Here is a 26,269-nt window from a genome sequence, read left to right as displayed (position 1 = left end):
TGAACATGGCGTTCAGACAATTTGAACGCACATCTTTACAGCTAAGCATGGGAATCGTGCTTAGCTGTTTATGTGCGTCTGTGACATATGCTGACACCTTGGCACCTGTAACCCCTGCGACAGTTGATGCATGTGTTGCTCTTGCTTCAAATGCTGATCGTCTGGCTTGTTACGACTCTGTATTTAAACCAGCAGCTCTACCAGTTGTGCAAGCCGCGGTAGTACCTGAGCCTGTTAAAAAAATTGATCAGCCTGCTGTTCAACCAGAAACATTTAAAGAGAAGGTGGTAGATACAGTTAGTAATATTAAAGTGATTGGTAAAGCGCCTACACTTGAACCTACTACTTCTTTGTTAGATCAACGTTGGGAGTTATCAGAAAAAAGTAAGCTAGGTGTTTGGAATATTCGTGCTTATCAGCCAGTCTATTTACTACCTGTATTTTGGACCAGTGATAAAAATGAATTACCAACCAGTCCAAATCCCAACAATGTAGAAAATACAGCTCAAAACTTGAAATCGACCGAAAGTAAGTTTCAGCTTTCTTTAAAAACGAAAGCTTGGGAAAATATTTTTGGAAATAATGGTGATTTGTGGGTGGGGTATACCCAATCTTCACGTTGGCAGACGTTTAATGCTGAAGAATCTCGTCCATTTCGTGAAACGAACTATGAGCCAGAAGCAAGTTTAATGTTTAGAACGAACTATGAATTGCTTGGTCTAGATGGTCGTTTGCTTGGAGTCACTTTAAATCACCAGTCAAATGGTCGTTCAGATCCATTATCTCGTAGCTGGAACCGTGTAATCTTTAATGTGGGGTTAGAGCGCGGGAACTTTGCTTTAATGCTTCGTCCGTGGGTGCGCATTGAAGAAGACAGCAAAGACGATAATAACCCTGATATGGAAAATTACATCGGTCGTGGTGATTTAACAGCATTTTATAAGTGGAAGGAAAATGACTTCTCTTTAATGCTGCGTCACTCTTTAAAAGGTGGTGATGATTCTCATGGCGCTGTTCAGTTTGACTGGGCTTTCCCGATTAGTGGCAAGCTGCGTGGACATTTCCAATTGTTTAACGGTTATGGTGAAAGCTTGATTGATTATAACCATCGAGCAACTTACGCGGGCTTGGGTGTTTCACTCATGAATTGGTACTAAGTCCTTACTTGTAAAAATGCCGCTTTTATAGCGGCATTTTTATTAACCAATTTGAATGTTGGCTTGAGGGTGTTTGAGTCGACTTTTTTTCGGAGTGGCAATTAAATATGCCAGTGTTAATGGGCCGAGTCGCCCAGCAAACATCAATAAACTTAAAATGAACAAACTACCATTATGTAGCTCTGGTGTTATTCCACGAGAAAGCCCTACAGTACACGCTGCGGAAACAACCTCAAATAACAAGTTCATAAAGTCTGCTTTAGGCTCTAAAAGCAAAATAATAAAGAATCCCATGAAAATGAGTATGCTCGTAATTGCAGTGACTGCTAAAGCTTTATAAGTGGTTTCATGTGCGACTGAATGATTAAATATTCGAATTTCATCTGTGCGCCGTAAAAATGAAATTACACTAAGTACTAAAATGACAAAGGTTCCAACTTTGATTCCACCAGCTGTACTCAGTGAACCACCACCAATAAACATCAGTAACATCATCAGTAAGGAACTACTGTTGGTCATTGCACCCGTATCAATGGTATTAAAGCCTGAAGATCGTGGAACTGTTGCTTGAAACCAAGCGTTTAATGCTTGTTCACCTGAGTTTAACGTCCCTAAAGTCGCGGGATTTTGAGCTTCTAAAGCCCATATTAAAATAAAGGCAATGAGGTTAATAATTGCAATGGTGGTAAGAATAAGCTTGCTATTTGGTGTCAGTTTTTTCCATCTTTTGTTTTGTTTAATATCCATGAGCACTAAAAAACCAAGACCACCTAAAGTGTAAAGGATGCTAATGGTTATACAAATAATATAGTTGCTTTGAAAATTCATTAAGCTGTTGGAAAATAATGAAAAACCTGCATTGTTAAAAGAGGAAATGCTATAAAAAACCGCATAATATAAACCACGTGCAAACCCGTATGTTGGTGTAAAAGCAGTCGTGAGAATAATTGTACCAATCAGTTCGAAAATAAGGGTATAGGTAACAACTCCTTTAGCAACAAAAGTAACTTTTGATAGACTCGTTTGTCCGAGACTATCTTGAGCCATCATTTGCTGTTTAAGACCGACTTTAGGAGACAAGCTTAATGCCGCCAATATCGCAAAAGTCATAAACCCCAAACCGCCAGACTGGATCAGTAATAAAATAATAGTTTGCCCAAACAGGGTAAAAGACTCATGAATATTTAAAACAGATAAACCCGTAATTGTTACTGCTGAAGTGGCTGTAAACAGCGCATCCATCCAACTGACATTGCCTGTATTGGCAAATGGTAATTTAAGCAATAAAGTGCCAAAGATAATAAAGCCTAAAAACCCTAGCGCTAAAAGTGAAGGCGGGCTTAAATTTAACGTTTTATGGAGCTTGGGATATATAGACATATTCTAGAGTTCGTTTTCTTATATGAAGCAGTTAGAAAGTTTCTTTAACTGAGGTAGATGACCTTCTAAAATAAGAATATCATGTGTTTGCAAAGTGAAATTTTCTTCAGTCTCAAACAAAATCTGTTGCTGTCTTTTCACGAGCAATGTTTTGACTTGAGGCGCTTGCTGCATAATGCCATATAAATTGATGCCATTAAGTTTATCTGGAATCTCAATTTTAATAATGTAATGATCATCTTCTAAAGACATATAACGGCTTACCATAGGGTAGTTCAGAGCTTGAGCAACTCTTACCCCCATATCTTCTTCAGGATGAATAATCTTATTGATATTAAGGTGTGACAAAATGGTGTGATGAGCTTTGGTCTTTGCTTTAACCCAAATTTTCTCAATTCCCAGATTTTTTAAATTCAGCACACACAAAATACTGGCTTCAATATCTTCACCAATTGCGACTACAACTGCGTCACAATTTTGTATATTCAGTTCGTCAAGCACATGTTCGTCAGTGGCATCAGCAATGACGGCATGAGTTAAAACATCGGCAAGATTTTCAACATTCTTTTTGACCGTATCGATGCCAATAACATCATGATTTAATTTTGTGAGTTCCTGAGCAACCGTTGCTCCGAAACTACCTAAGCCAATGACTGCAAACTGTGCCATGTTGGTCCTTTTTTCCTAGTTAGATCATTATTTTTAAGGATATTTTCTTTAAGATAAAGAGAAGCAATGTAAAGATGCCAGAAATATAAAAAGAATTGTATAAAAAAGCCGACAACTATGTCGGCTTTTTATCAAAACCAAAGATTATTTTAAGAAACGTTTATAGCCGACGTTATCAGTAATTTCTGCATACGGATAATTAATCTGCTCGAGTGTTTCAATCAATCCATCAGGGTTTTGTTTCGCATCAGTTGCTTGTAAGCCCACTAACACACGTCCTTCTGCCGCACCATGGTTACGGTAATGGAAGAGGGTAATGTTGTGGGTTGGACCTAAACGAGTTAAGAAAGTTAAGAGCGCACCCGGACGTTCAGGGAATTCAACACGGAACAATCTTTCATCATCTAGATTTGCGTGACCGCCAATTAAATAACGAATATGTAATTTTGCAACTTCATCGTCAGAAAGGTCATCAACTACATAGTTTTGCTGTTTAAGTTGCTCTAAAATTTCATGACGCTCTGCATCTCCACCTTTTAAACTAATACCGACGAATACTTGCGCTTCATCTGTATTATTCGCTCGGTAGTTAAACTCAGTGATATTGCGACCTTGTAAAGCACGACAGAAGCCTAAGAATGCGCCTTTTTCTTCAGATAAGGTAACTGCATAAATCGCTTCACGTTGCTCACCTAACTCGGTGCGTTCGGCAATATAGCGTAGGCGGTCAAAATTCATATTGGCGCCGCAAACAATCGACACCATATTTTTATTACTGATTTTATGCTCGTGAATATATTTTTTGATACCCGCTAAAGCCATTGCTCCAGAAGGTTCAACAATGCTGCGGTTTTCATCAAATGTGTCTTTAATTGCTGCACAGATTTCATCTGTATTCACAGTGACAATATCAGGATCAACAATCGGTCCTGAATTATCAGATTTACGCAAACGAATAATATCAAATGGTAAAGCACCAATTTGTGCAACAGCTGTACCATCTGCAAATAAGCCTACATGTGGCAAAATTACACGTTCATTTGCTTCTAAAGCTGCTTTTAAACAAGCAGACTCTTCATATTCAACACCAATAACTTTTACGTGCGGTGCAACTTCACCAAGGTAAGCAGCTACGCCTGAGATAAGGCCACCACCACCTACAGCAACAAATACGTATTCTACATCGCGCCATTGACGTAATATTTCATTGGCAATTGTGCCTTGACCTGCGATTACAAGCTCATCGTCATAAGGTGGAATAAATACAAGACCTTCAACTTCTGCACGTTGTTGAGCATATTTATTTGCGATATCAAAGCTATCGCCATGTAACACGACTTGGCCACCTAAGCGTTTAACAGCCTGAACTTTAATGTCAGGTGTTGTGCTTGGCATAACAATAATAGCGGGAATTCCTAGTCTTTGTCCTGACAATGCTACGCCTTGAGCATGGTTGCCAGCAGAGGCACAAATCACCCCACGTTCGAGTTGTTCTTTAGGTAATTGACTAATACGGTTATAGGCACCGCGTAATTTAAAAGAAAAAACGGGTTGTAAATCTTCACGCTTAAAACGAATTGTATTGTTTAATTTTTGACTAATTCGTGGAGCTGCTTCGAGAGGTGTTTCAATTGCAACATCATAAACCGTTGCTTGTAAAATTTGTCGTACCACACGAGACAGCATGTTCATCTTCCCTATAACAGTTTAAAATAGGAAATTATTGTAGCAAACCCTTGTGCATTTGCGCCGTTTATTGGCGCATAAATGTCAAAAAATAGTTGAGTGATGTAATGAGCCTATATGCAACCCAAGATGAAAAGAAACAAGCAGCTGCGAAAGCTGCTTTAAAACACTTACCCAGAGGTGGCATTTTGGGTGTTGGGACTGGAAGTACCGTAAACTTTCTAATTGATTTATTACCTGAATTACAATTAGAAGCAGCTGTGGCAAGTTCTCAAGCAACAGCTGATCGTCTTAAAAAACTTGGTATTGAAGTGGTTGATATGAACCATGTAGGTAGCCTAGATGCCTATGTTGATGGTGCAGATGAGATTGATCGCCATATGCATATGATTAAAGGTGGCGGCGCAGCATTAACTCGTGAAAAAATTGTTGCATCAATCGCTAAGAAATTTGTGTGTATTGTTGATGATTCAAAATGGGTTGATCAACTTGGACGTGATTTTCCACTTCCAGTAGAAGTTATTCCAATGGCGCGTTCGGCTGTAGCTCGTAAATTGGTAAGTTTAGGTGGTGATCCGGTTTATCGTGAAGGTGTAGTTACAGATAACGGTAATGTTATTTTGGATGTTTTCAATCTTAATATCTTAAATGCTATTGAACTTGAAAAAACAATTAACAATATTCCTGGTGTGGTAACTAACGGTATTTTTGCGTTAAATCCAGCAACGATTGCAATTGTTGCAACGAATAATGGTATTGAAGAGCGTACAGCATAGTAATGTCTGCAAAAATGCCAGAGATTAAAATCGTTCGACACGTAAGAGCACGAAAATTGCGCTTACGTGTTGAGCCTGCGTCTATACGACTTACTGTTCCGCTATTTTGCAGTAAGAAGCAAATTCAGCATTTTTTAGCGCAATCTGAACAATGGTTAACCGAAACGTGGAATAAACAACAAAACGTCCAATCGGCGTCCATTGATATTCCTTCTGAAATTTATTTCTTTAATAAAGAACAGCCATTTCAAGTGATTGTTCAAAAGCAGCATCGTGTTTTTCAATTCGACTGGGAAAACAACTCTTTATTTATTAAAGATACACAGCCTTATTTGGCATTGCAAAACGCAGTTATTGCCTATGCGAAACAAGAATTACCAGAGCTTTTGAAAGAATTAAGTGAGCACACTCATTTGGCTTATAGGGAGTGTACAATTCGCCGCCCGAAAACTCGGTGGGGAAGTTGTAGTAGCCAGCATAATATTATGCTACATGCGGGATTGGTGCTGATGTCACACGAAATTGCTCGCTATGTGGCTATTCATGAGTTGGCGCATACCAAACATTTTGACCATAGTCCTGCATTTTGGGCAGAAGTTGAAAAATACGATCCATATTTTCAAAAACACCGCAGACAACTTAAATCAAATCCATTGCCTGCATGGTGGTATGTTTCAGCTTAACTAAAACTACATTCTAGTTGAGGTGTTTGTAAGCTATCGGGTGCTTTTCGGCTATCTAAACCTGCTGTAGCACTAATGATCTTATTTGCTTTAATAGATAGTTGGATAAAGTTGTATTGTTGCGTCGTGTTATTTGGTTCGGCTGAACTTAAATTGAGTAAATAACTTGAACTAGCAGCATCTGTTTGCAATAAATTATCGGTACTATCAGCACTTAAAGCAGCACGATAAATTTGTGAACCTTTACTTAAGTCGATTTGACCGTTCGCGCGAAAATTAAGCTGACATCCAGTTGAGGTGTCTTCATAGTGACCCACTAAATAGTCTGTAGCTGGTAGGTTTGGATCTGATAGATTGATGCTAGTTAAACCTTGTTTGCATGGATAGTTTGATCCATTACACGTCGCTGTGGTAGTAAACCCAACAGCTCTACGGTAATCTCCCGCACCGTCAATGCGAATAAATGTCATTGAATTTACAGTAGGAACAATTCCTGTATATTGTTTTTTTTGTAGAAGTTCATAACCCGTCTGATCTAAAGACTGTTGTGAATTAGCCTGAGCCAATTGCAAAGTAGATGCTTTTAGGTTGGTTCCAAAGTAATCGCGCGTTACTTTTTGATTAGCTGCAATATCTAACAGCGTATTTTTGATTGGATCAATATTATCGGGGGCAGCAGTAAAAATAGGGGTAAAGGATGTTTGATCCCCATGAAGTTTTTTACCATCCAAAAAACCATCTTTTAAATCAGTTGCTAAACTTTTAACGAGTTCTTGGTAAATGTTTGTTCCGCCATGAATTGTTGACCAATATTGTAAGTAACCAAAGCTAAGATAACTATCCACATATGTGGTGGGTTGTTTAGTTGAATACTGCTGTAAATTTAAAATTGTTAATGTATTAGCTGGGCTTAAACTAGGAATAGCTGGGTCTTTAAATGCGTTCATTAACGATTTGTAGACATCTTGAGTTGCTAAATCAACATGTAATTGTTCAATACGGGTTGGGTCAACAGTCTCTTGAGGGAGTTGCCCTGAGCGGATGATAGCTCTTTGATAAACCGCTTCACTGCTTGGGCTGATGAATTGGGTTCTGTTACTTACCGTATTCGGTGTAATAAATGCATGATAAATACCTGACAAATTTTGATATTGTGAAGTAATTGGGTCAAACACTTGAGATGAACTTTGAGTTGTAATTTCTACGCGATATACACGATTCAATTTTGTAGTAGGAATTTTGACATTAAAGCTGTTTAAACTCGCAATTGAAGTATCCACTAAAACAGCATTGTTGGTGTTGTCATATACTTTAAGCTGGATATTACGCATTTCTACAGGGGTTTTTAAAGTAACATCAGTTGTTGCTTCAGGTGTGGGATCCACGGGTGCCGGAGTACTTGGTGAGCTGCCTCCGCTACTACCTCCACCTCCGCAACCAGCAAGGGCTACACTTAAAATTAATGTGCTCAAGCCAAGGTAGTTACATAATTTTCTTTCTTTTGATTGTTGAAGCATCCTAGCTCTCCAAAAATTAATCTGGTATTTATTTGCTGATATTTATGTGATTATGACAGTTCAGTATGTGCTATCTGATTGTCGTTAAAATTAAAAAAATTAAAATTACCAAGCATGAAATGGTTTTGTAAGCTTGGACATCCTGTCATACTACTGCCCAAGTATAGATTCAAAAATTGAGGTAATGCACGTGATTTCTGTCGGAATTGTTGGTGGAACGGGTTATACAGGCGTTGAACTATTACGTATTTTATTACGACATCCTAAAGCGCAGGTTCGAGTTCTTACTTCACGTACAGAAGCGGGCAAACCAGTTGCAGATATGTTCCCTAATTTACGTGGACATACAGATCTTCAATTTTCAGATTTAAACATTGATGCATTAAAAGAGTGTGATGTTGTATTTTTTGCAACTCCACATGGTGTTGCGATGCAGCATGCCAAAGATTTGATCGCAGCTGGAACTAAAGTTATTGATTTAGCAGCAGACTTTCGCTTACAAAATCTTGAACAGTTTGAAAAATGGTATGGCATGGAGCATGCTTGCCCAGATGTATTAAAAGATTCTGTATATGGTCTAACTGAGTTAAACCGTGAAAAAATTAAACAAGCTCAAGTGATTGGTAACCCTGGGTGCTATCCGACTACTGTTCAATTAGGTTTAGCGCCACTATTAAAATCAGCACAAGCACTAATTGAAACCAAAAATATTATTATTGATGCGAAATCTGGTGTTTCTGGTGCTGGCCGTAAAGCAAGCTTAGGCATGATTTACAGTGAAAATGCAGATAACTTTAAAGCATATGGTGTTGCAGGCCATCGTCATCATCCGGAAATTGTAGAAGCACTAGAAAATATTGCAGAACAAAAAGGTGGGTTTGAAGGACTCTTGTTTGTTCCGCATTTAGTACCGATGATTCGCGGTATGTTAAGTACAATTTATGTAGATTTAACGGAAGCGGGTAAGCAGGCAGACTTACAAGCTTTATATGAAAACTTCTATGCTAATGAAAAATTCGTAGATGTGATGCCTGCGAATAGTTCACCTGAAACACGTAGTGTGCGCGGTGCAAACGAGCTTCGTATTGCTTTGTATAAACCACAACCAAATAAACTGATTATTTTGGCGGCTCAGGATAATCTTGTAAAAGGTGCATCTGGTCAAGCTGTACAAAATATGAACCTGATGTTTGGCTTTAATGAAGACGAAGGCTTACAAGGGATTGGTTTATTACCATAAAAAACTCTTTTTTGCTTCACACACATTTAAATTTCGATTTAAATGTGTGTCTTGACTCTGATCTTGAACACTGAGATGACGATGCAAAACTCTGGACAGACGACTTCGGCAGAAAGTTCGTTGCAAAAGAAAAATTTTTTAAACACCAATAAGCCTTTGTTTATTGGTGCTGCCATTTTAATGAGTGGTTGTTTTGCGCTCGGCTATACAATTGGGCACCGTCAAGGTTTAACTGTTGTTGGTTACGATGCAGATGCGGAGCAATTGGTTGAGGTAGTGCAAAAGCAAAAAACAGCTTTAGATGCAGTTAACAAAAGCCTAAACTCGGCAGTACAAGAGCGTGATGTAGCTGTGACTAATGCAAATGATCTGTTTGAAGCGCTTAATCAAGCGAATGCCGATAAGACTCAGCAAGAAGGTATGAGTAATATCTACCGTGAGATTTTGAGACAGCGCGGTGGTTTAAGCTTAACGATTCAAAATCTGGCAATTAAGCCTTTACCTGAAAATGCTTATGAATATCAGCTAGACTTAGTGCAAGTAAGTCCAAGTAAACGCCGTGCTTTAGGATCGGTTGAAATAAGATTGATCAAAGATACAGAGGTTTTAGTTGTACCGCTTGAAGCGAAGAACTTTAACTTTACTGACTTTGAGCGTTTGACAGGTCGTTGGACGATGCCTAAAGGTTTCACGCCTCAATTTATTGAAGTGCGTTTAACAGGCGGCTCTGAAACACCAGTTATTAAACGTTTTAGTTGGCAGCGTGGTAAACCTGTCGAAACATCTTCTGCATTCGTGGCAGAAATTCCTCAAGCTGAAGCAAATTCACAATAGTAACATCCTATGCGAACAAATAAGCGTCAAACAAACTTAAAAGATATCAAGGCTTCTTTTCAGCAGTCTGGCTATGTCGATTGGCACTTCCATCCACGCTTAAGTGATTCGCAAAACGAAGATCATGATGGAGAGGTTGTAGTACAAACAGCTCCTCCTGAACTCAAGCGTCCCCCATTATATGCAGTTGTATTAATGAATGACGATTACACTCCAATGGACTTTGTAATTGAAATTTTACAACAATACTTTGCAATGAATCTTGACCAAGCAACTCAAGTAATGCTAACAGTACACTATGAAGGTAAAGGTATTGCCGGAGTCTATCCAAGAGACATCGCGGAAACTAAGGCAAACCTTGTTAATAATTACGCTCGATCGCAAGGTCATCCATTACTTTGCCAGATTGAGCCTAAAGCATAAGGGGGTTACATGCTCAGTCGTCAATTAGAAGTATCATTACGTTTGGCTGTTAGCATGGCTCGTCAAAAGAGACATGAGTTTCTTACAGTTGAACATTTATTATTAGCACTACTCGACAACGATTCAGCCGTGAATGCATTAAAAGCATGTGGGGCTGATATAGTTTCTTTGCGTAAAGAATTAGAAGAATATGTAGAACAACATACTCCTAAGCTTGGCGAAAATAGCGAGCAAGCTCCTCATCCAACAGAAAGTTTTGACCGCATTTTGCAACGTGCTATTTTCCACGTGCAATCAAGTGGCGGCGATCGTACTGTTGAGGGTGCAGATGTTTTGGTCGCAATGTATTCAGAGCGTGATTCTTTTGCTGTGTATTTACTTAAACGTCATCAAATCAATCGTTTGACATTGACTCAATACTTGTCTCATGGGACACGTAAAGATGAAGTGCAAGTTGAAGAAGAAGTTGAAGATATTGAGGGTGAAACTAGCGCAAGCAATGCAGGGCCATTAGAGCTTTATACACTGAACCTAAATGTTGAAGCGCAAAAAGGCAAAACTGACCCATTAATTGGTCGTGAAAAAGAAATTGAGCGTACAGCACAAATTCTATGCCGCCGTCGTAAAAACAATCCATTGCTTGTAGGTGATCCAGGTGTGGGTAAAACCTCGATTGCTGAAGGTTTGGCATGGTTAATTGTGAACGGTAAAGCACCTAAACCTTTAAGTCAGGCTGAGATCTATAGTTTAGATATTGGTGCATTGGTTGCTGGAACTAAATATCGTGGTGACTTTGAAAAACGTTTAAAACAATTGCTTAATGCATTGAAGAAAAATCCAAATGCGATTTTATTCATTGATGAGATTCATATGATCATTGGTGCAGGCTCAAGTATGGGCAGCACGATGGATGCGTCAAATCTTATTAAGCCAGCTTTAGCTAATGGTACTTTACGTTGTATTGGTTCAACGACTTTCCAAGAATATCGTCAGGTTTTTGAAAAAGACCATGCGTTATCACGTCGTTTCCAAAAGATTGATGTCAATGAGCCAAGTATTGCTGAAACGATTGATATTTTACGTGGATTGAAAACTAAGTTTGAAGATTTCCACCACGTACAATATGACGATAAGGCTTTGGTGTCAGCTGTAGAACTTTCTGCTAAGTTCATTAATGATCGTTTCTTGCCAGATAAGGCAATTGATGTCATCGATGAAGCAGGTGCTCAGCGCCGTTTGAAAGCTGAAAGTGATGATAGCTTGATTACTGTTGAGAATATCGAAGATATCGTTTCTAAGATTGCTCGTATTCCACCAAAAACTGTGTCTAAAGATGATAAGTCAGTGCTTGAAAATCTTGAGCGTGATTTAAAACGTGTGGTGTTTGGTCAAGACGAAGCAATTACTGCATTAGGTTCAGCGATCAAGTTATCTCGTGCTGGATTGAAGTCACCAGATAAACCAGTGGGTAGTTTTGTTTTTGCTGGTCCAACAGGTGTAGGTAAAACCGAGGTTACTAAGCAGCTCGCTAAATTATTAGGTGTAGAGCTTGTTCGTTTCGATATGTCTGAATATATGGAACGTCATGCAGTTTCACGTTTAATTGGGGCACCTCCAGGGTATGTGGGTTATGACCAAGGTGGTTTGCTCACTGATGCGATCCATAAAAATCCGCATTGTGTCTTGTTGCTTGATGAAATTGAGAAAGCACATCCAGATGTGTTTAATCTATTGCTACAAATCATGGATCATGGCGCTTTAACGGATAATAATGGACGTAAGTCAGATTTTAGAAATGTGATTATTGTTTTGACTACGAATATTGGAGCGGAAAGTATTTCTCGCGCGAGTATTGGTTTCACTGAACAAGATCATAGTTCTGATAACCAAGAAGCCATGAAACGTGCTTTCTCTCCAGAGTTCCGTAACCGTCTAGATGGTGTTATTCAATTCAAAGCATTACCAACTACTGTGATTGAGTCTGTAGTCGACAAATTCTTAACAGAATTACAAGCGCAATTGGATGAAAAACAAGTTGTTCTTGATGTTGATCAAAGTGCGAGAGATTGGTTGGCTACAAATGGTTATGACCGTTTGATGGGTGCTCGTCCAATGCAACGTCTCATTCAAGAGCACTTGAAGAAACCACTCGCTGAAATGATTCTGTTTGGTGAACTTGCAGATCATGGTGGTAATGTGGCTGTATCGGTGAAAAAAGAAGATGGCAAAGCTGTCGGCTTAAAACTTGAAGTATTTGAAGATCATCATACGGCAGAACCAGCATAAGTTATGTTAATTGAGAGTTTTACTATAACCCGAATACTGAGCGTATTCGGGTTATTTATTATCACGGCAATTGCTGAAATTCTTGGTTGTTATTTTCCTTATCTGATTTTAAAAGAAGGGAAGTCGGCTTGGTTATGGCTACCTACTATTTTAAGCTTGGCGGTCTTTGTATGGCTGTTGACTTTACATCCGGCAGCTTCTGGACGCATTTATGCGGCCTATGGCGGTATCTATATTTTTACTGCGCTTATGTGGCTACGCTTTGTTGACCAGGTGGGATTAACAAGATGGGATATATTAGGTGGTCTAATTGTGCTTTGTGGAGCTGGTTTAATTATTTTGCAACCTCAAGGGTTGATTCGTTAATGCATCATTGAATCAAATCTTAAGCGAGAAAATAAGAAGTTTTTTTCAAAAAAAAGACTTGTCAAACTCATCAACAATGCGTATTTTAGATTTAAGGAACATTTTTTAATATTTGAGATAAAGATGTTAAATCAATCTGTGAACACTAACGCTTACTATTACTTTTGGCAATTTAGATAGTTGCCTGAGCGTATTCGGGCATGAGAAAGTTGCCCATCACAGTTAATACCTGATCGGCAACCCCGATCAGGTTTTTTTATGCTTTATCTTTTTAGAATCGAGGAACTTAAAATGAACAACATGACTTATTCATACTTTAGCAACTTTTATTGGTTTTACTTTTGCTTACCTTTACCAACGAATAGATCCAAAACGCTCAAATAAATGATCGGACTGAGTAGATTGCAGTCCCAAGGAAAAAACCAATGAATGCCCTAAATACTTTACTGACTCAAACCAATACAAAAGAAACACCAGTTAGTTTACCTATCCAGTTAAAAGCGAAATACCCGCTTGCACACTCTTTCGCACGTCAAATTGCCGAACACCGCCAAATTATTCAAAATATTCTTAACGGCAAAGATCATCGTCTAATGGTAATTACAGGGCCTTGTTCAATTCATGATCCAGTTGCAGTACTTGAATACGCTGAAAAACTGCAAAAATTACAAGAAAAAGTTAAAGATCAGATTTTTATCGTTATGCGTACATACATTGAAAAACCACGTACCACAGTGGGTTGGAAGGGGTTCATGTATGATCCAAATTTAGATGGTTCATCAAATTTACAACTTGGTTTAGAAAAATCTCGTGAACTCTACCTACAAATTATTGAAAAGGGTTTGCCAATTGCGAGTGAAATTTTAAGTCCAATGGCAACTGGCTATTTTGATGATTTATTGGCTTGGGGTGCAATTGGAGCTCGAACAAGCGAATCTCAGATTCACCGTGAAATCTCAAGTCATATGCCATACAGTATTGGTTTCAAGAATGGTACTGATGGCTCAATTCAGATTGCATTAGATGCGATTCAGTCCGCGCAAAATGAACATCAATTTTTAGGAATGAATCAACAAGGCTTGCCTTCAGTGATTCAGAGTGCTGGAAACCCATTACCGCACTTGATCTTGCGTGGTGCGAATCATGGGCCAAATTACGATTTAGCTTCAATTCAGGCGATACGCGAAAAATACAAACAAAATTTACCTGCACTGGTGATTGATTGTAGTCATGGTAACAGCGGTAAGGATCCATTGCGTCAGCCAGAAGTTTTACAGCAAATCGTTGCTGAACGTTTAAAAACACAAGTTCGAGGTGTCATGATTGAAAGTCATTTGGTTGATGGTAACCAAAAGATTTCTTGTGATATGACTTATGGCCAGTCAGTAACTGATGGTTGTTTAGGGTGGGAAAAAACAGAGCAGCTTTTATTAAATGTCTCGAAGCAATTAAAGACAAAAGAATTAGCTCATTCCGCTTAATTATTTATGGGCTTTAAAAAGGGATCTGTAAATAGATCCCTTTTTTTTAAGAAGCATGCTTGAGTTCGGATAAGAATGTAGTGATTTCATGCCCAAACTTTTTGGGTTCGGTTAATAAAGGTGTATGGCCTGAACGTTCAAAATATATTGCTTTTGCATGCTCAACACTATGTGCAATCAGTGTCTGACCAGTTTCTGGATAAAGTGTCGAATTACGACCAATAAAAAAAGTGGTAGGACATGCTAACTGCTGAATTGCTTCTCGATAATCTTCATTGTGATAAAGATAATTTTCAACATACCAAAACAAGTAATCCAAACGTTGAATAGGTAATAAATATTTTTGTAGAAAAGGCTGTTTTAAAGCTGTTTTAAAAACTAGTGGACTAAATGGATTGCTACTTTGTAACTCAATAAAATCTACCCATAGACGGACTAGTTCTTGTCGATCTGGAAGAGATAGTTCATAAAGATATTTGGCGTTTTTATGCTTTAGCAATAATTGATAAATATCATTTAATAGTTGTTTGAACTGAGTGTGAAGAGGGCCGAATAAACCATATTCCCAAGTTGAATCTACTGATATTTTCGGTGTCTGATCAATATGTAAATAGGCTTTTAACTGCTGTGCCAGTTGAGCGTGTTTCATGCCATGCATGGCAGTTGTCGCGCCCATTGAATAACCCATCAAGATAAAGTTATCGAGTTTTAATTGATCTATCAAATGAGCAACATCTTGCCAATGACTAGAAATGGCATCTTGCTCGGGAATTGCACAATTCTTTGACCCACCGAAACCACGCCAGTCTGGAATAATAAACTCATATTCTTTGCGGTTTGCATAAATAAACGGTAGCCACTGCCAACTTTGCATGCCAAGGCCAGATAAAACCAAAACAGGCTCACCACGACCAACACGGCGTACAAATAAATTTTCCCGATCGGGCATGGTGTAATACGGCATGGCTATTCTCCAGATGGGTTATCTTGGGCAAAGCGTTTTAATTGAGGGATGACTTGTTCCAACCATTTGATCCATTCACTTTCCATCGTAATTCCAAGTTCTAAGATCATTTTGTGGATGTATAACACACGGTCATTTAGATCATCACTGTCTTTAAAATCTTTATCATAAATACTTTGATAAAGTTTGAGCTTCTCTTGGTGTAAACCAAGATGCCTTAACAGTTCAGGTAATATCTGATTATTGCTCAATTGTGCTTCTGCACGCAATCTAACCATCAAATCATCACGAAGCTGCGCAGGTTCACTTTGTTGAGTCATCCATGAAGCCAGTTCTATACGACCCAGTTGTTCGACCTGATAGGTTTTTTTTCGGCCATTATCCATTTCATTTTCTAAAGTGGAAACCCAGCCTTTTTTAAGCATGTTATTGAGTTCACGATAAATTTGCTGGTGAGTGGCATTCCAGAAAAAGCCCATTGATCGGTCAAAGCGGCGGGCGAGTTCAAACCCTGTACTTGGACGTTCAAGCAAGCTGGTCAATAAAACATGAGGAAGTGACATGGCAATCCAGTTTGTAAGCAAAAGTAAAGTGTGACTCATGAGATTATGCAACATGTTGCATAAAAGTCAAAATTTGATTATAAATTTATGCAACAAGTTGCATTAGCAAGCATATTGCTAGCCATAGGAGAAAATATGTCAGCTTATCCACATTTATTAAAGCCACTTGATTTAGGCTTTACTACTTTAAAAAACCGTGTGCTTATGGGGTCTATGCATATTGGTTTAGAAGAAGCACCGCAAGGATATGAGCGCATGGCTGCGTTTTATGCTGAGCGTGCAAAAGGTGATGTGGGGCTGATTGTAACTGGTGGTGTTTCTCCAAATGATGATGGTGTTGTCTTTAGCCACGGAACCAAACTAGATACAATTGAAGAAGCTGAAAAACATAAAGTAATTACCCAAGCTGTTCATGAAGCTGGGGGTAAAATTGCTATGCAGATTTTACATACGGGTCGTTATTCTTATCAGGCAAATAACGTTGCACCTTCAGCAATTCAAGCACCGATTAACCCGATTAAGCCTAAAGCTTTAAGCTCTGCGGAAGTACAACAAACCATTGATGACTTTGCCAACTGTGCCAAACTTGCTCAATATGCGGGCTATGATGGTGTAGAAATCATGGGCTCTGAAGGTTATTTAATTAATGAATTTATTGCAGCTCGAACGAATCATCGTGATGATGAATGGGGCGGTAGTTACGAAAACCGTATCCGCTTTCCAATTGAAATTGTAAAGCGCACACGTGCTTTAGTTGGTGAAAATTTTATCATCATTTATCGCCTATCTATGCTTGATTTAGTTGAAGGCGGTTCAAGTTTTGATGAAGTGATTCAGCTTGCAAAAGAAATTGAAAAAGCAGGCGCAACAATTATCAATACTGGTATTGGTTGGCATGAGGCACGTATTCCTACAATTGCAACCAAAGTTCCTCGTGCTGCATTTACTTGGGTGACTGAAAAACTTAAAGGTGAAGTCTCTATCCCTTTAATTACTTCTAACCGAATCAATACGCCTGAAATGGCTGAACATGTATTGGCATCTGGTCATGCTGATATGGTGTCTATGGCGCGACCAATGTTAGCGGATGCTGAATTTGTCTTGAAAGCAAGTGAAGGCCGCAGTGATGAAATTAATACGTGTATTGGATGTAACCAAGCTTGTTTAGATCATATTTTCTCAATGAAAATTGCAACTTGTTTAGTAAACCCGCGTGCATGTTATGAAACTGAACTGATCTTTAAAGAAGCTCAGGTTAAAAAGAATATTGCTGTTATTGGTGCGGGTCCGGCAGGTTTAAGTTTTGCGGTATATGCAGCAGATCGCGGGCATCAAGTTAAAATTTTTGAAGCAAGTCATCAAATTGGTGGTCAGTTTAATATTGCAAAAACGGTGCCTGGAAAAGAAGAGTTCTACGAAACTTTACGTTACTTTAGTCGTCAAATTGAATTGCGACCAAATATTGAACTTGTGTTAAATCATCAAGCAACTTATGAAGAATTAAGCCAAGCAAATTTTGATGAAATTGTGGTTGCAACAGGTGTAACGCCTCGTCAATTACAGTTTGAGGGAATTGATCATCCTAAAGTACTGAGCTATTTACAGGTTTTAAAAGAGCGTGTGCCAGTAGGACAACGTGTTGCCATTATTGGAGCGGGTGGTATTGGTTTCGACACAGCTGAATATCTTACTCATGAAGGTGAAAGTGGCAGCTTAAATCCAGAAAAGTTTTATGAAGAATGGGGAATCGATACTCAATATGAACATGTAGGCGGTTTAAAACAGCCAAAAGTTGAGGCCTCTGAACGAGAAATCTATTTACTACAACGTAAAACTGCTGCTGTAGGTGCTGGTTTAGGTAAAACAACAGGCTGGATTCATCGCACAGGACTAAAAAATCGTCAGGTCAAAATGTTTGCAGGTGTGCAATACGACAAGGTAGACGATCAAGGTTTACATATTACTGTGGATGGGAAACCAAGTGTACTTGAGGTTGACCATGTGGTGATTTGCGCAGGCCAAGAGTCATTTACTGCAATGTATGATCAATTAAAAACAGATGGAAAAAAAGTTCATTTAATTGGTGGCGCTAAAGAGGCAGGTGAACTAGATGCAAAACGTGCAATACGCCAAGGCGCTGAATTAGCAGCGACACTATAAATTTTTATGGGCATTTCTTTTTAAAGAGAAATGCCCATTACTTCTTTGGTTAAATTATAGGATATAAAAAACAATGACACTCGAAACAACAAAACAGTCTTTAGAAAAATGGCATGAAATGGTTCAGGTTGGTAACTTATCCGATCTAAATGACTTGCTGGCGGATGAAGTGATTTTTCGCTCACCAGTTGCTTACAAACCTTATGAAGGAAAGCAGGTCGTTTTCTTCATTCTTACCAATGTGATTCAGGTGTTCGAAGACTTTACCTATCATCGTGAGTTTTATACAGAAGACGGTGAAAATGTAGTGCTTGAGTTCAGTGCCAATGTTAGTGGTAAATCATTAAAAGGTATTGATATGATTCGTTTTAATGAACAAGGCAAAATTATTGATTTTGAAGTAATGATACGTCCAATGAGTGGCTTAGCTGCATTGGCTGAACAAATGGGTATAAGAATTGCTAAGTTTCAACCTCAATAATTTTAGTAAATAGCCTAGTAAGATAGAGATCAATAAAATGTGGTTAAAGCTTTCAACTCTAGCATTGCTTCCTGTACTGTTTGTACAAGGAACAAAGGTTCGTAAGAATACACCACGACTGCTAGAAGCAAGCGGTGATAGAGAAGGCATCGTTGGCAAGGGAAGACCTCTATCATTACTTATTTTAGGAGACTCTGCCGCAGCAGGTGTTGGGGTAGAAAACCAAAAAGATGCTTTATCTGGTGCAATCATTTCTGAGTTGCAAGATCAATATTCGATACGCTGGAAACTGCATGCAAAAACAGGTGATACAACTAAGCAGGTTTTTCAAGCAGTACAGCATTTAGAGCAACAAAATTACGATGTGGTGGTTACGTCGATTGGTGTTAATGATGTAACAAAATTAACCTCAGCAAGTTCATGGATAAAACAACAAAAACAATTATTTCAATATATACAGGCACGTTTTCAGCCTAAGCTCATTATTGTTTCTGGTGTTCCGCCAATGCAGCATTTTCCAGCGTTACCAAATCCATTGGCTTGGTTGTTTGGAAAATATGCGGAACAAATGAATCAGACATTAGATAAATGGTTACAATCACAAAACCAATTTAGATTCATTCAATATGATATTGGGCATTTTCAAGCGATGAATCTGCCTATGGCAAGTGATGGCTTTCATCCGAGTAAGGAAATTTATGCAATTTGGGGACAACAGGTTGCAGCATTAGTGCGGCAATCATTTAACTCATAATCAGAGGTAGTGATTGGAAATGGGCATATCTACTTTAAATAAAATTAAAGCTTTCGGTTCAGAATTGTTCGATTCGGTATTAGGTGCTGAACAGCCAAAAATCTATTATGACCCAAACGGGAAAATAAAAGATATTCTGGAGAAATTGCCCCAGCTCAAGCAAAAATATCGGCCCACACCGTGGTTGAGCAACAATCACGTTCATCTTTTGTATTTTGATATCATTAGAAAAAAAACTATCAAACTTGAATATGACCGTATTGATCAGCTCACTATGAAAGATGGTGGCGTAACTGCGATCGCGTGGTATGGCTATGATCTTCCTCCAGATACTCCAACTGTTGTCATTATGCATACCATTACAGGAACACCTGAAAGTATGCGTGAACTTGTGAAAGACATACATCATTATACGGGATGGAGAATAGCACTATGCTTACGCCGTGGGCATGCTGGCTTACCTATGCCTGTGCCACAGATTTCTCTTTTTGGATCAACAAGCGACCTTAAAGAGCAACTTGAGCATATTCAAAAATTATTCCCTAAAACGGATTTATACGCAGTAGGTTCCTCTGCCGGGACAGGGCTACTAGTTCGTTACTTAGGAGAGCAAGGTACTGACACGCCATTTAAAGCTGCTTTTGCAATGTGTCCGGGCTACAACACAGAGATTGGCTTTAAAAATGTTCATCCGTTTTATAGCAAAATGATGACCAAAAAGTTATTCAAGTATTTTATTCATCCTTATCAAAGTACTTGGAACCAGGTTGCTTCTTTAGAAAAGGTTCTTGCAACGACAAGTCTAGAAGAGTTTGAGAAAGAATATTTTGAAATGGCTGGCTTTGAAGATTATCAAAGCTATTGCCAAGCCATTAATCCAATTTATGTATTTGAGAATGTAAAAATACCATTAATGATTCTTAATGCTGAGGATGATCCAGTCTGTTCTATTAAAAATTTGGAACCTTACAAAGAAACGATTCAGCAAATGAGTAATATTGCGGTAATCACCACAAAAAAAGGAAGTCATTGTGGCTTCTATGAAGGTTGGAAAAGTACATCATGGGCTGCCAAATTAATATCAAATTATTTTTTGGTCGAACATAAGCAATAACGGTAATTTGCAATAAGTTAAATAAAGCCCATTCAATAGATGGGCCTTATAATTTTATTAGATCAAGATAAAAGCAATTTGGGATCTTTTAGTCCAATTTTGATTTTTGTGCTAGCCACGAGGTCTTTTTCATCTGTTTGGTTGGGATGAAAGTCAAAGCGATAATAATCAAAAAATTGAGGGATCAATGTTCTATATTGTGTATTTGCAAAACTAAAGAACTTATGCCAAGATTTGAAATTTAAAAGTTGATGATCTCGTTTCATAAGAACAAATTGATAGATTGTTGAAAAGCCTGTAATTAAAAATAGACTTAAAGTAAAGACTGTAATGCGAGGAAGGTATGCACTTAAGCCACTTCCATATAAATGTTGGTAGAGATCAAAAGCCACAGCTTTATGTTCAGTTTCTTCAATACTATGCCATAGCCACAAATTGCGAATAGTTGAGTCCGTCATCAATTCATTAACGGATTGCATCATGCTAACCACAAGTACTGCTGTGTAGTGTTCTAGACCTACTGTTACAAGCAAATTCCATTTTTTACTAAAAACTTTTTCAATAGTTTTTAAAACGATGCCAGTTACTTTTTCTAAAGATTGAGGATCTAAACCATATTGCTGTGCACTTACATGAAAAGCTTGATGTTCTTTCGAATGCATTGCTTCTTGGCCAATAAAAGCACTGATTTCCCGATCTAAAATTTCATTCGACTTTGCTTTGGCGCGTAAAGCTCGAACAGAGCGAACAAAATATGATTCACCTTCAGGGAACAATGTTGATAAACCAGTAAAATAATGTGTAAAAGTAGGCTCGTTATTACACCAGTAGCGAGGTACGTTTTCAAAATTGTAGTCCATACGACGGACTGGAAATGAGGCGGGGACACGATTTGATACTGTATTCATTCTAGGCTCCAATCTTCTTTTAATTAAAGTTCCAAAAAGGAACTTGATCAAAAACTACACCGCCCTATATCTATCGTCAATGCTTTTTTTGGCAGAAAAAGTAGATTGTCCCTAATTGATAACTAAGAAAACTTTAAAGATAAATAGAAAGAAAAGTAAAACTTATTATTGTGTTGATAATTTAAATAATATTTAAAAAGCCCAAACTGATGGTTCAATTTGGGCATATTCGCATACGAACTTAGTTCTTAAGCGCTGGAGTAGCAGCCGCAATTGCAGCAGCAACAGCATCATCTTCACTTTGAGCTGGTTCAGCTGGCTTAGATGGTTTTGGCTCTGTTTTTGGCTCAGGCTTAGGTTCTGGTTTTGGTTTCGGCTCTACTTTAGGTTGCTCAGAAACTGTTGTTTGTGAACCTTGATCAGGTTGGGCAGGGCGAGTTTCACGGCGAATTTCAGTTGTCGTATTTGCTGTTTCTTCGTGATGCACCTCAACTTGCGTTGGTTCCTGAGTTTGAGCTTCTTCAGTTTGAACACTTTCTAAAGACTCAAATTTTGCAGGTTCAGCAGGTGTAGGTTCTGAAACAGCAGTTTCAACCTTTTCTTGCTCTTCTTCTTTAGGTGTTTCTTTTTTGACACATGCGGTTAACAATAGTCCAGCAGCAATTGCAGCACAGATTAAAAGTTTTTTATTTGCCATTGTCCTAAACAACATTTAATTGAGGAGCTGGCATTATAACAGCAAAAGAGAATGAAAAAATCATGTGAGATTGACCTAAATTTTTATTAAAAATGCTGATAGAATAGCCAGTTGTTTAATGATCTTTGAATTGATGCGGTTTGACTTTGCTTTATAGGGGCAGAGTACAGTAAAATTGCCAAACATTGTAGGCCGATTTCGGCTTGATTGTACGAGAAACTTAATGACCCATTTTATTTTTGTCACTGGTGGTGTAGTTTCATCGCTAGGTAAAGGTATTTCTGCTGCTTCAGTTGCTGCACTTTTGGAAGCCCGTGGCTTAAAAGTCACAATGGTTAAAATGGATCCCTACATTAATGTCGATCCAGGGACAATGAGCCCTTTCCAACATGGTGAAGTTTTTGTCACAGAGGATGGTGCCGAAACTGATCTAGACTTGGGTTATTACGAACGTTTCTTACGTCGTGCGAAAATGACCAAACTTAATAACTTTACCAGTGGTCGTGTATATCAGGACGTTTTAAATAAAGAACGTCGTGGTGACTACCTTGGTGGTACAGTTCAAGTTATTCCACATATTACCGACAACATTAAAGAACGCGTACTTCGCGCAGGCGAAGGCTACGATGTTGCAATCGTAGAAATTGGCGGTACGGTAGGTGATATCGAATCACTTCCATTTATGGAGTCAGTTCGTCAGTTAATGGTTGAGCTTGGTCATAAAAGAACCATGCTTATGCATTTAACTTTGTTGCCATATATCAAATCTGCAGCAGAGCTTAAGACAAAACCAACTCAACACTCTGTAAAAGAGTTGCTTTCGATTGGTATTCAGCCGGATATTCTTATCTGCCGTACTGAATATGATGTGGATGTTGACACTAAACGCAAAATTGCATTGTTCACTAACGTAGAAGCGCGTGCTGTAGTGGTATGTAAAGATGCGAAAACGATTTATCAAATTCCACGCACATTCTATGAACAAAACGTTGATGACTTGATCTGTGAGCGTTTTGGATTTAATGATCTTCCAGAAGCAAACCTAGAAGATTGGGACAATGTAGTCGAAGCATTACTAAATCCTGAATACACTTTACGTGTAGCTATGGTTGGTAAATATGTTGAATTACCAGATGCTTATAAGTCTGTGAATGAAGCGTTATTACACGCAGGTATTAAAAATCGCGTAAAAGTACAAATCGATTATGTCAACGCTGAAGAACTTGAAAGCCAAGACGTATCTATTTTAAGTACAGCTGACGCAATTTTAGTTCCAGGTGGTTTTGGTGAACGTGGTACTGAAGGCAAAATGAAAGCTATTCAATACGCACGTGAAAACAAAATCCCATTCTTGGGTATTTGTTTAGGCATGCAATTGGCTGTTATTGAATACGCTCGCCATGTTGCAGGTATGCCAGAAGCTTCTTCTACAGAATTTAACCGTTCTACAAAATATCCACTCATTGGTTTAATTACTGAATGGTTAGATGAGCGTGGTGAATTACAACAACGCAGCCTTGAGTCTGACCTAGGTGGAACTATGCGTTTAGGTGCTCAAAAATCTGAATTGGTTGAAGGCACAAAAACACGTGAAGTCTACGGTAAAGCTGAAATCACTGAGCGTCATCGTCACCGTTATGAAATGAATAACCGTTTCATCGAGTCGATTGAACAAGCTGGTATGAAGATTTCAGGTTACTCTTCAGCACAACATTTAGTTGAAACTGTAGAAATTCCTGAACATCCTTGGTTTATTGCTGTACAATTCCACCCGGAATTTACAAGTTCACCACGTGATGGACATCCATTATTTGCTAGTTTTATTGACGCTGCAAAAACACAGCATCAAAAAAGTAAATAATGCGATTTTAAATAAACTGGGAAAGTTTAAATGTCACAATTAAAACCACAAGAAGTTGTACGTTTAGGCGATATACAAATGGCAAATCATTTGCCATTTGTATTATTTGGCGGAATGAACGTACTTGAATCAAAAGATTTAGCTTTTGAAATTGCAGAAACGTATGTTGATATTTGCAAACGCTTAGATATTCCTTATGTATTTAAAGCGAGTTTCGATAAAGCAAATCGTTCTAGTCTGCATTCATTCCGTGGTCCTGGACTTGAAAAAGGTATCGAATGGTTAGGTGATATTAAAAAACATTTTAATGTTCCTATCATTACTGATGTGCATGAGCCATATCAGGCTGCGCCAGTCGCAGAAGTAGCCGATATTATTCAATTACCCGCTTTCTTAAGTCGTCAGACTGATCTTGTCGAGGCGATGGCGAAAACACAGGCTATTATTAATATTAAGAAAGCCCAGTTTTTAGCACCTCATGAAATGCGTCATATCCTGCATAAATGTCTAGAAGCAGGAAACGACAAACTTATTCTTTGTGAACGTGGTTCAGCATTTGGTTATAACAATCTTGTTGTAGATATGCTTGGCTTTGACACAATGAAAGAAATGAATGTGCCAGTTTTCTTTGACGTGACACATGCGTTACAAACCCCTGGTGGTCGTTCTGATTCAGCAGGTGGTCGTCGTGCTCAAATTACAACTTTAGCACGCGCTGGAATGGCAACTGGTTTGGCTGGATTGTTCTTGGAAGGGCACCCGGACCCAGAACATGCAAAATGCGATGGACCTTGTGCATTACGTATGTCGCAACTTGAACCGTTCTTGGCACAAATAAAAGAATTGGATACTTTAGTTAAAGGATTCAAAAAGTTAGACACCCATTGAGTTGTTTTATAACCCTTACGCTGCTTTAACCGCAGCTCATATTCATTCAAAGAGGAATTGTTCATGAGCCAAATCGTTGACATTCGTGCACGTGAAATTTTGGACTCTCGTGGTAACCCAACCATCGAAGCAGACGTAATTTTAGAATCTGGGGTTGTTGGTCGTGCATGTGCACCATCTGGTGCTTCAACTGGTTCTCGTGAAGCTTTAGAACTACGTGACGGTGATAAATCGCGTTACTTAGGTAAAGGCGTTCGTACAGCAGTTAATAACGTTAATACGTTGATTCGTGATGCTTTGTTGGGTAAATCAGTTTTTGAGCAAAAAGACATTGATAATACAATGATCGCGCTTGACGGTACTGAAAACAAAGAGAAATTAGGTGCTAACGCAACTTTAGCTGTGTCATTGGCTGCTGCGCGCGCTGCTGCTGAAGAAAAGAAACTTCCTCTTTTCCAATACATCGCAGATCTTCGTGGTCAAACAATTTTAACAATGCCTGTACCGATGATGAACATCTTAAATGGTGGTGAGCATGCGGACAACACTGTTGATATTCAAGAGTTCATGATTGAGCCTGTAGGTTTCACTTCATTTGCTGAAGCTTTACGTGCTGGTGCTGAAGTATTCCATTCTTTAAAATCAGTTTTAAAGAAACAAGGTTTGAATACTGCTGTAGGTGATGAAGGTGGTTTTGCTCCTAACTTACGTTCTAACGAAGAAGCAATTCAAATCATTTTACAAGCAATTGAATTGACTGGTTACAAAGCTGGTTCAGACATGATGCTTGCACTTGACTGCGCATCTTCAGAATTCTACAAAAACGGTCAATACGTTTTAGAAGGTGAAGGTAACCGTGCATTTACAAGCCATCAGTTTGCAGATTATTTAGCTGGTCTTGTAAATCAATATCCAATTATCTCAATCGAAGATGGTCTTGATGAGTCTGATTGGGAAGGCTGGAGCTACTTGACTTCAATCCTTGGTGATAAAATCCAATTGGTTGGTGATGACTTGTTCGTAACTAATCCTAAGATTTTACAACGTGGTATTGATGAAAAAGTTGGTAACTCAATCTTAATCAAATACAACCAGATCGGTACTTTGACTGAAACTTTAGATGCAATCTATCTTGCTAAAGCAAATGGTTATTCGACTGTTATTTCTCACCGTTCTGGTGAAACAGAAGATTCTACTATTGCTGACTTAGCAGTAGGTACAGCTGCTGGTCAAATCAAGACTGGTTCACTTTGCCGTTCTGACCGTGTGTCTAAGTACAACCAATTACTTCGTATTGAAGAATTGACTAAAGCTGCTTACCGCGGTAAAGCTGAATTTAAAGGTTTAAACTAATCTTTAAATAAAAAGTTAAAATTAATTT

Annotated in this window: 24 protein-coding genes; 16 read left to right on the top strand and 8 right to left on the bottom strand. The window is 38.5% G+C overall.

The features are described 5' to 3' along the window. Positions 1 to 5: 5 nt before the first annotated feature. Positions 6 to 1,157, top strand: coding sequence for a phospholipase A (locus RMA94_RS15015; protein WP_311083677.1), 1,152 nt, complete (start codon positions 6 to 8; stop codon positions 1,155 to 1,157). A 42-nt stretch (positions 1,158 to 1,199) separates the two neighbouring features. Here RMA94_RS15015 and RMA94_RS15010 read toward each other — a convergent pair whose 3' ends face one another. From RMA94_RS15010 to ilvA, 3 genes are all read right to left on the bottom strand, one after another. Next, positions 1,200 to 2,537 (bottom strand): TrkH family potassium uptake protein, encoded by a 1,338-nt coding sequence (locus RMA94_RS15010; RefSeq protein ID WP_311083675.1) that lies wholly within the window; start codon positions 2,535 to 2,537, stop codon positions 1,200 to 1,202. Between the two features lie 18 nt (positions 2,538 to 2,555). Beyond that, positions 2,556 to 3,206 carry a TrkA family potassium uptake protein gene (locus RMA94_RS15005; protein ID WP_033847250.1) on the bottom strand — a complete coding sequence of 217 codons (651 nt, stop codon included), beginning with the start codon at positions 3,204 to 3,206 and terminating at the stop codon, positions 2,556 to 2,558. 144 nt (positions 3,207 to 3,350) lie between these two features. Then, entirely contained in the window at positions 3,351 to 4,898 is a 1,548-nt protein-coding gene (ilvA, locus tag RMA94_RS15000) for a threonine ammonia-lyase, biosynthetic (protein ID WP_170814121.1), read from the bottom strand. A gap of 101 nt (positions 4,899 to 4,999) precedes the next feature. Between ilvA and rpiA the strand changes: the two genes are divergently transcribed. Both rpiA and RMA94_RS14990 read left to right on the top strand, forming a co-directional pair. Continuing rightward, the gene (rpiA, locus tag RMA94_RS14995; protein WP_311083673.1) at positions 5,000 to 5,668 is read left to right on the top strand and encodes a ribose-5-phosphate isomerase RpiA; all 669 of its coding nucleotides are present in this window, start codon (positions 5,000 to 5,002) and stop codon (positions 5,666 to 5,668) included. Positions 5,669 to 5,670: 2 nt separating this feature from the next. Beyond that, a complete protein-coding gene (locus RMA94_RS14990; RefSeq protein WP_119685721.1) occupies positions 5,671 to 6,351 on the top strand; it encodes a SprT family zinc-dependent metalloprotease in 681 nt (226 codons plus the stop codon). Here the strand turns inward: RMA94_RS14990 and RMA94_RS14985 are convergent. After that, the gene (locus tag RMA94_RS14985) at positions 6,348 to 7,868 is read right to left on the bottom strand and encodes a hypothetical protein (RefSeq protein ID WP_311083671.1); all 1,521 of its coding nucleotides are present in this window, start codon (positions 7,866 to 7,868) and stop codon (positions 6,348 to 6,350) included. The genes RMA94_RS14990 and RMA94_RS14985 overlap by 4 nt on opposite strands. 184 nt (positions 7,869 to 8,052) lie before the next feature. Here RMA94_RS14985 and argC point away from each other — a divergent pair, with 184 nt between their 5' ends. The 6 genes from argC (at position 8,053) to RMA94_RS14955 (ending at position 14,498) form a co-directional block, all read left to right on the top strand. Beyond that, entirely contained in the window at positions 8,053 to 9,108 is a 1,056-nt protein-coding gene (gene argC / locus RMA94_RS14980; RefSeq protein ID WP_086265568.1) for an N-acetyl-gamma-glutamyl-phosphate reductase, read from the top strand. A gap of 75 nt (positions 9,109 to 9,183) precedes the next feature. Continuing rightward, a complete protein-coding gene (locus tag RMA94_RS14975; RefSeq protein WP_086265567.1) occupies positions 9,184 to 9,942 on the top strand; it encodes a DUF6776 family protein in 759 nt (252 codons plus the stop codon). Positions 9,943 to 9,951: 9 nt separating this feature from the next. Continuing rightward, a complete protein-coding gene (gene clpS / locus RMA94_RS14970) occupies positions 9,952 to 10,365 on the top strand; it encodes an ATP-dependent Clp protease adapter ClpS (protein ID WP_002121129.1) in 414 nt (137 codons plus the stop codon). Positions 10,366 to 10,374: 9 nt separating this feature from the next. After that, positions 10,375 to 12,651 carry an ATP-dependent Clp protease ATP-binding subunit ClpA gene (clpA, locus tag RMA94_RS14965; protein WP_017400370.1) on the top strand — a complete coding sequence of 759 codons (2,277 nt, stop codon included), beginning with the start codon at positions 10,375 to 10,377 and terminating at the stop codon, positions 12,649 to 12,651. 3 nt (positions 12,652 to 12,654) lie between these two features. Further along, positions 12,655 to 13,017 (top strand): YnfA family protein, encoded by a 363-nt coding sequence (locus RMA94_RS14960; RefSeq protein WP_086265565.1) that lies wholly within the window; start codon positions 12,655 to 12,657, stop codon positions 13,015 to 13,017. A gap of 425 nt (positions 13,018 to 13,442) precedes the next feature. Further along, a complete protein-coding gene (locus RMA94_RS14955) occupies positions 13,443 to 14,498 on the top strand; it encodes a 3-deoxy-7-phosphoheptulonate synthase (RefSeq protein WP_005073981.1) in 1,056 nt (351 codons plus the stop codon). A 46-nt stretch (positions 14,499 to 14,544) separates the two neighbouring features. Here RMA94_RS14955 and RMA94_RS14950 read toward each other — a convergent pair whose 3' ends face one another. Together RMA94_RS14950 and RMA94_RS14945 are read right to left on the bottom strand one after the other, a co-directional pair. Then, entirely contained in the window at positions 14,545 to 15,462 is a 918-nt protein-coding gene (locus RMA94_RS14950) for an alpha/beta fold hydrolase (RefSeq protein WP_002120883.1), read from the bottom strand. Positions 15,463 to 15,464: 2 nt separating this feature from the next. Beyond that, a complete protein-coding gene (locus RMA94_RS14945) occupies positions 15,465 to 16,025 on the bottom strand; it encodes a PadR family transcriptional regulator (protein ID WP_005069032.1) in 561 nt (186 codons plus the stop codon). 135 nt (positions 16,026 to 16,160) lie between these two features. On the opposite strand from RMA94_RS14945, the gene RMA94_RS14940 reads away from it, so the two are divergent. The 4 genes from RMA94_RS14940 to RMA94_RS14925 all read left to right on the top strand — a co-directional run bounded on the left by RMA94_RS14940 (position 16,161) and on the right by RMA94_RS14925 (position 20,534). Continuing rightward, positions 16,161 to 18,185, top strand: coding sequence for an NADPH-dependent 2,4-dienoyl-CoA reductase (locus RMA94_RS14940; protein ID WP_311083669.1), 2,025 nt, complete (start codon positions 16,161 to 16,163; stop codon positions 18,183 to 18,185). A gap of 73 nt (positions 18,186 to 18,258) precedes the next feature. Then, positions 18,259 to 18,666: a nuclear transport factor 2 family protein gene (locus RMA94_RS14935; RefSeq protein WP_199112711.1), complete on the top strand. Its 408-nt coding sequence runs from the start codon at positions 18,259 to 18,261 to the stop codon at positions 18,664 to 18,666. A gap of 37 nt (positions 18,667 to 18,703) precedes the next feature. Beyond that, positions 18,704 to 19,420, top strand: coding sequence for an SGNH/GDSL hydrolase family protein (locus tag RMA94_RS14930; protein ID WP_151283076.1), 717 nt, complete (start codon positions 18,704 to 18,706; stop codon positions 19,418 to 19,420). Positions 19,421 to 19,439: 19 nt separating this feature from the next. Continuing rightward, positions 19,440 to 20,534, top strand: coding sequence for a YheT family hydrolase (locus RMA94_RS14925; protein WP_032036318.1), 1,095 nt, complete (start codon positions 19,440 to 19,442; stop codon positions 20,532 to 20,534). A gap of 62 nt (positions 20,535 to 20,596) precedes the next feature. On the opposite strand, the gene RMA94_RS14920 is transcribed toward RMA94_RS14925, so the two are convergent. Beyond that, on the bottom strand, positions 20,597 to 21,442 hold the full coding sequence (locus tag RMA94_RS14920) for a metal-dependent hydrolase (RefSeq protein ID WP_311083666.1): 846 nt from the start codon (positions 21,440 to 21,442) through the stop codon (positions 20,597 to 20,599). Between the two features lie 241 nt (positions 21,443 to 21,683). Next, on the bottom strand, positions 21,684 to 22,139 hold the full coding sequence (locus RMA94_RS14915) for a hypothetical protein (RefSeq protein WP_032003774.1): 456 nt from the start codon (positions 22,137 to 22,139) through the stop codon (positions 21,684 to 21,686). Positions 22,140 to 22,362: 223 nt separating this feature from the next. Here RMA94_RS14915 and RMA94_RS14910 point away from each other — a divergent pair, with 223 nt between their 5' ends. The 3 genes from RMA94_RS14910 (at position 22,363) to eno (ending at position 26,241) form a co-directional block, all read left to right on the top strand. Then, entirely contained in the window at positions 22,363 to 24,000 is a 1,638-nt protein-coding gene (locus tag RMA94_RS14910) for a CTP synthase (protein ID WP_002121060.1), read from the top strand. 30 nt (positions 24,001 to 24,030) lie between these two features. Then, the gene (gene kdsA / locus RMA94_RS14905) at positions 24,031 to 24,888 is read left to right on the top strand and encodes a 3-deoxy-8-phosphooctulonate synthase (RefSeq protein ID WP_002121042.1); all 858 of its coding nucleotides are present in this window, start codon (positions 24,031 to 24,033) and stop codon (positions 24,886 to 24,888) included. 63 nt (positions 24,889 to 24,951) lie between these two features. Beyond that, positions 24,952 to 26,241 (top strand): phosphopyruvate hydratase, encoded by a 1,290-nt coding sequence (gene eno / locus RMA94_RS14900; protein WP_002121066.1) that lies wholly within the window; start codon positions 24,952 to 24,954, stop codon positions 26,239 to 26,241. The last annotated feature ends 28 nt before the right edge of the window (positions 26,242 to 26,269 follow it).

This window comes from Acinetobacter sp. V115_6, from assembly GCF_031799025.1.
GTDB lineage: Bacteria > Pseudomonadota > Gammaproteobacteria > Pseudomonadales > Moraxellaceae > Acinetobacter > Acinetobacter pittii.
Note: the sequence above shows the minus strand (reverse complement) of the source record. Positions and strands in the feature narration are given on the sequence as shown.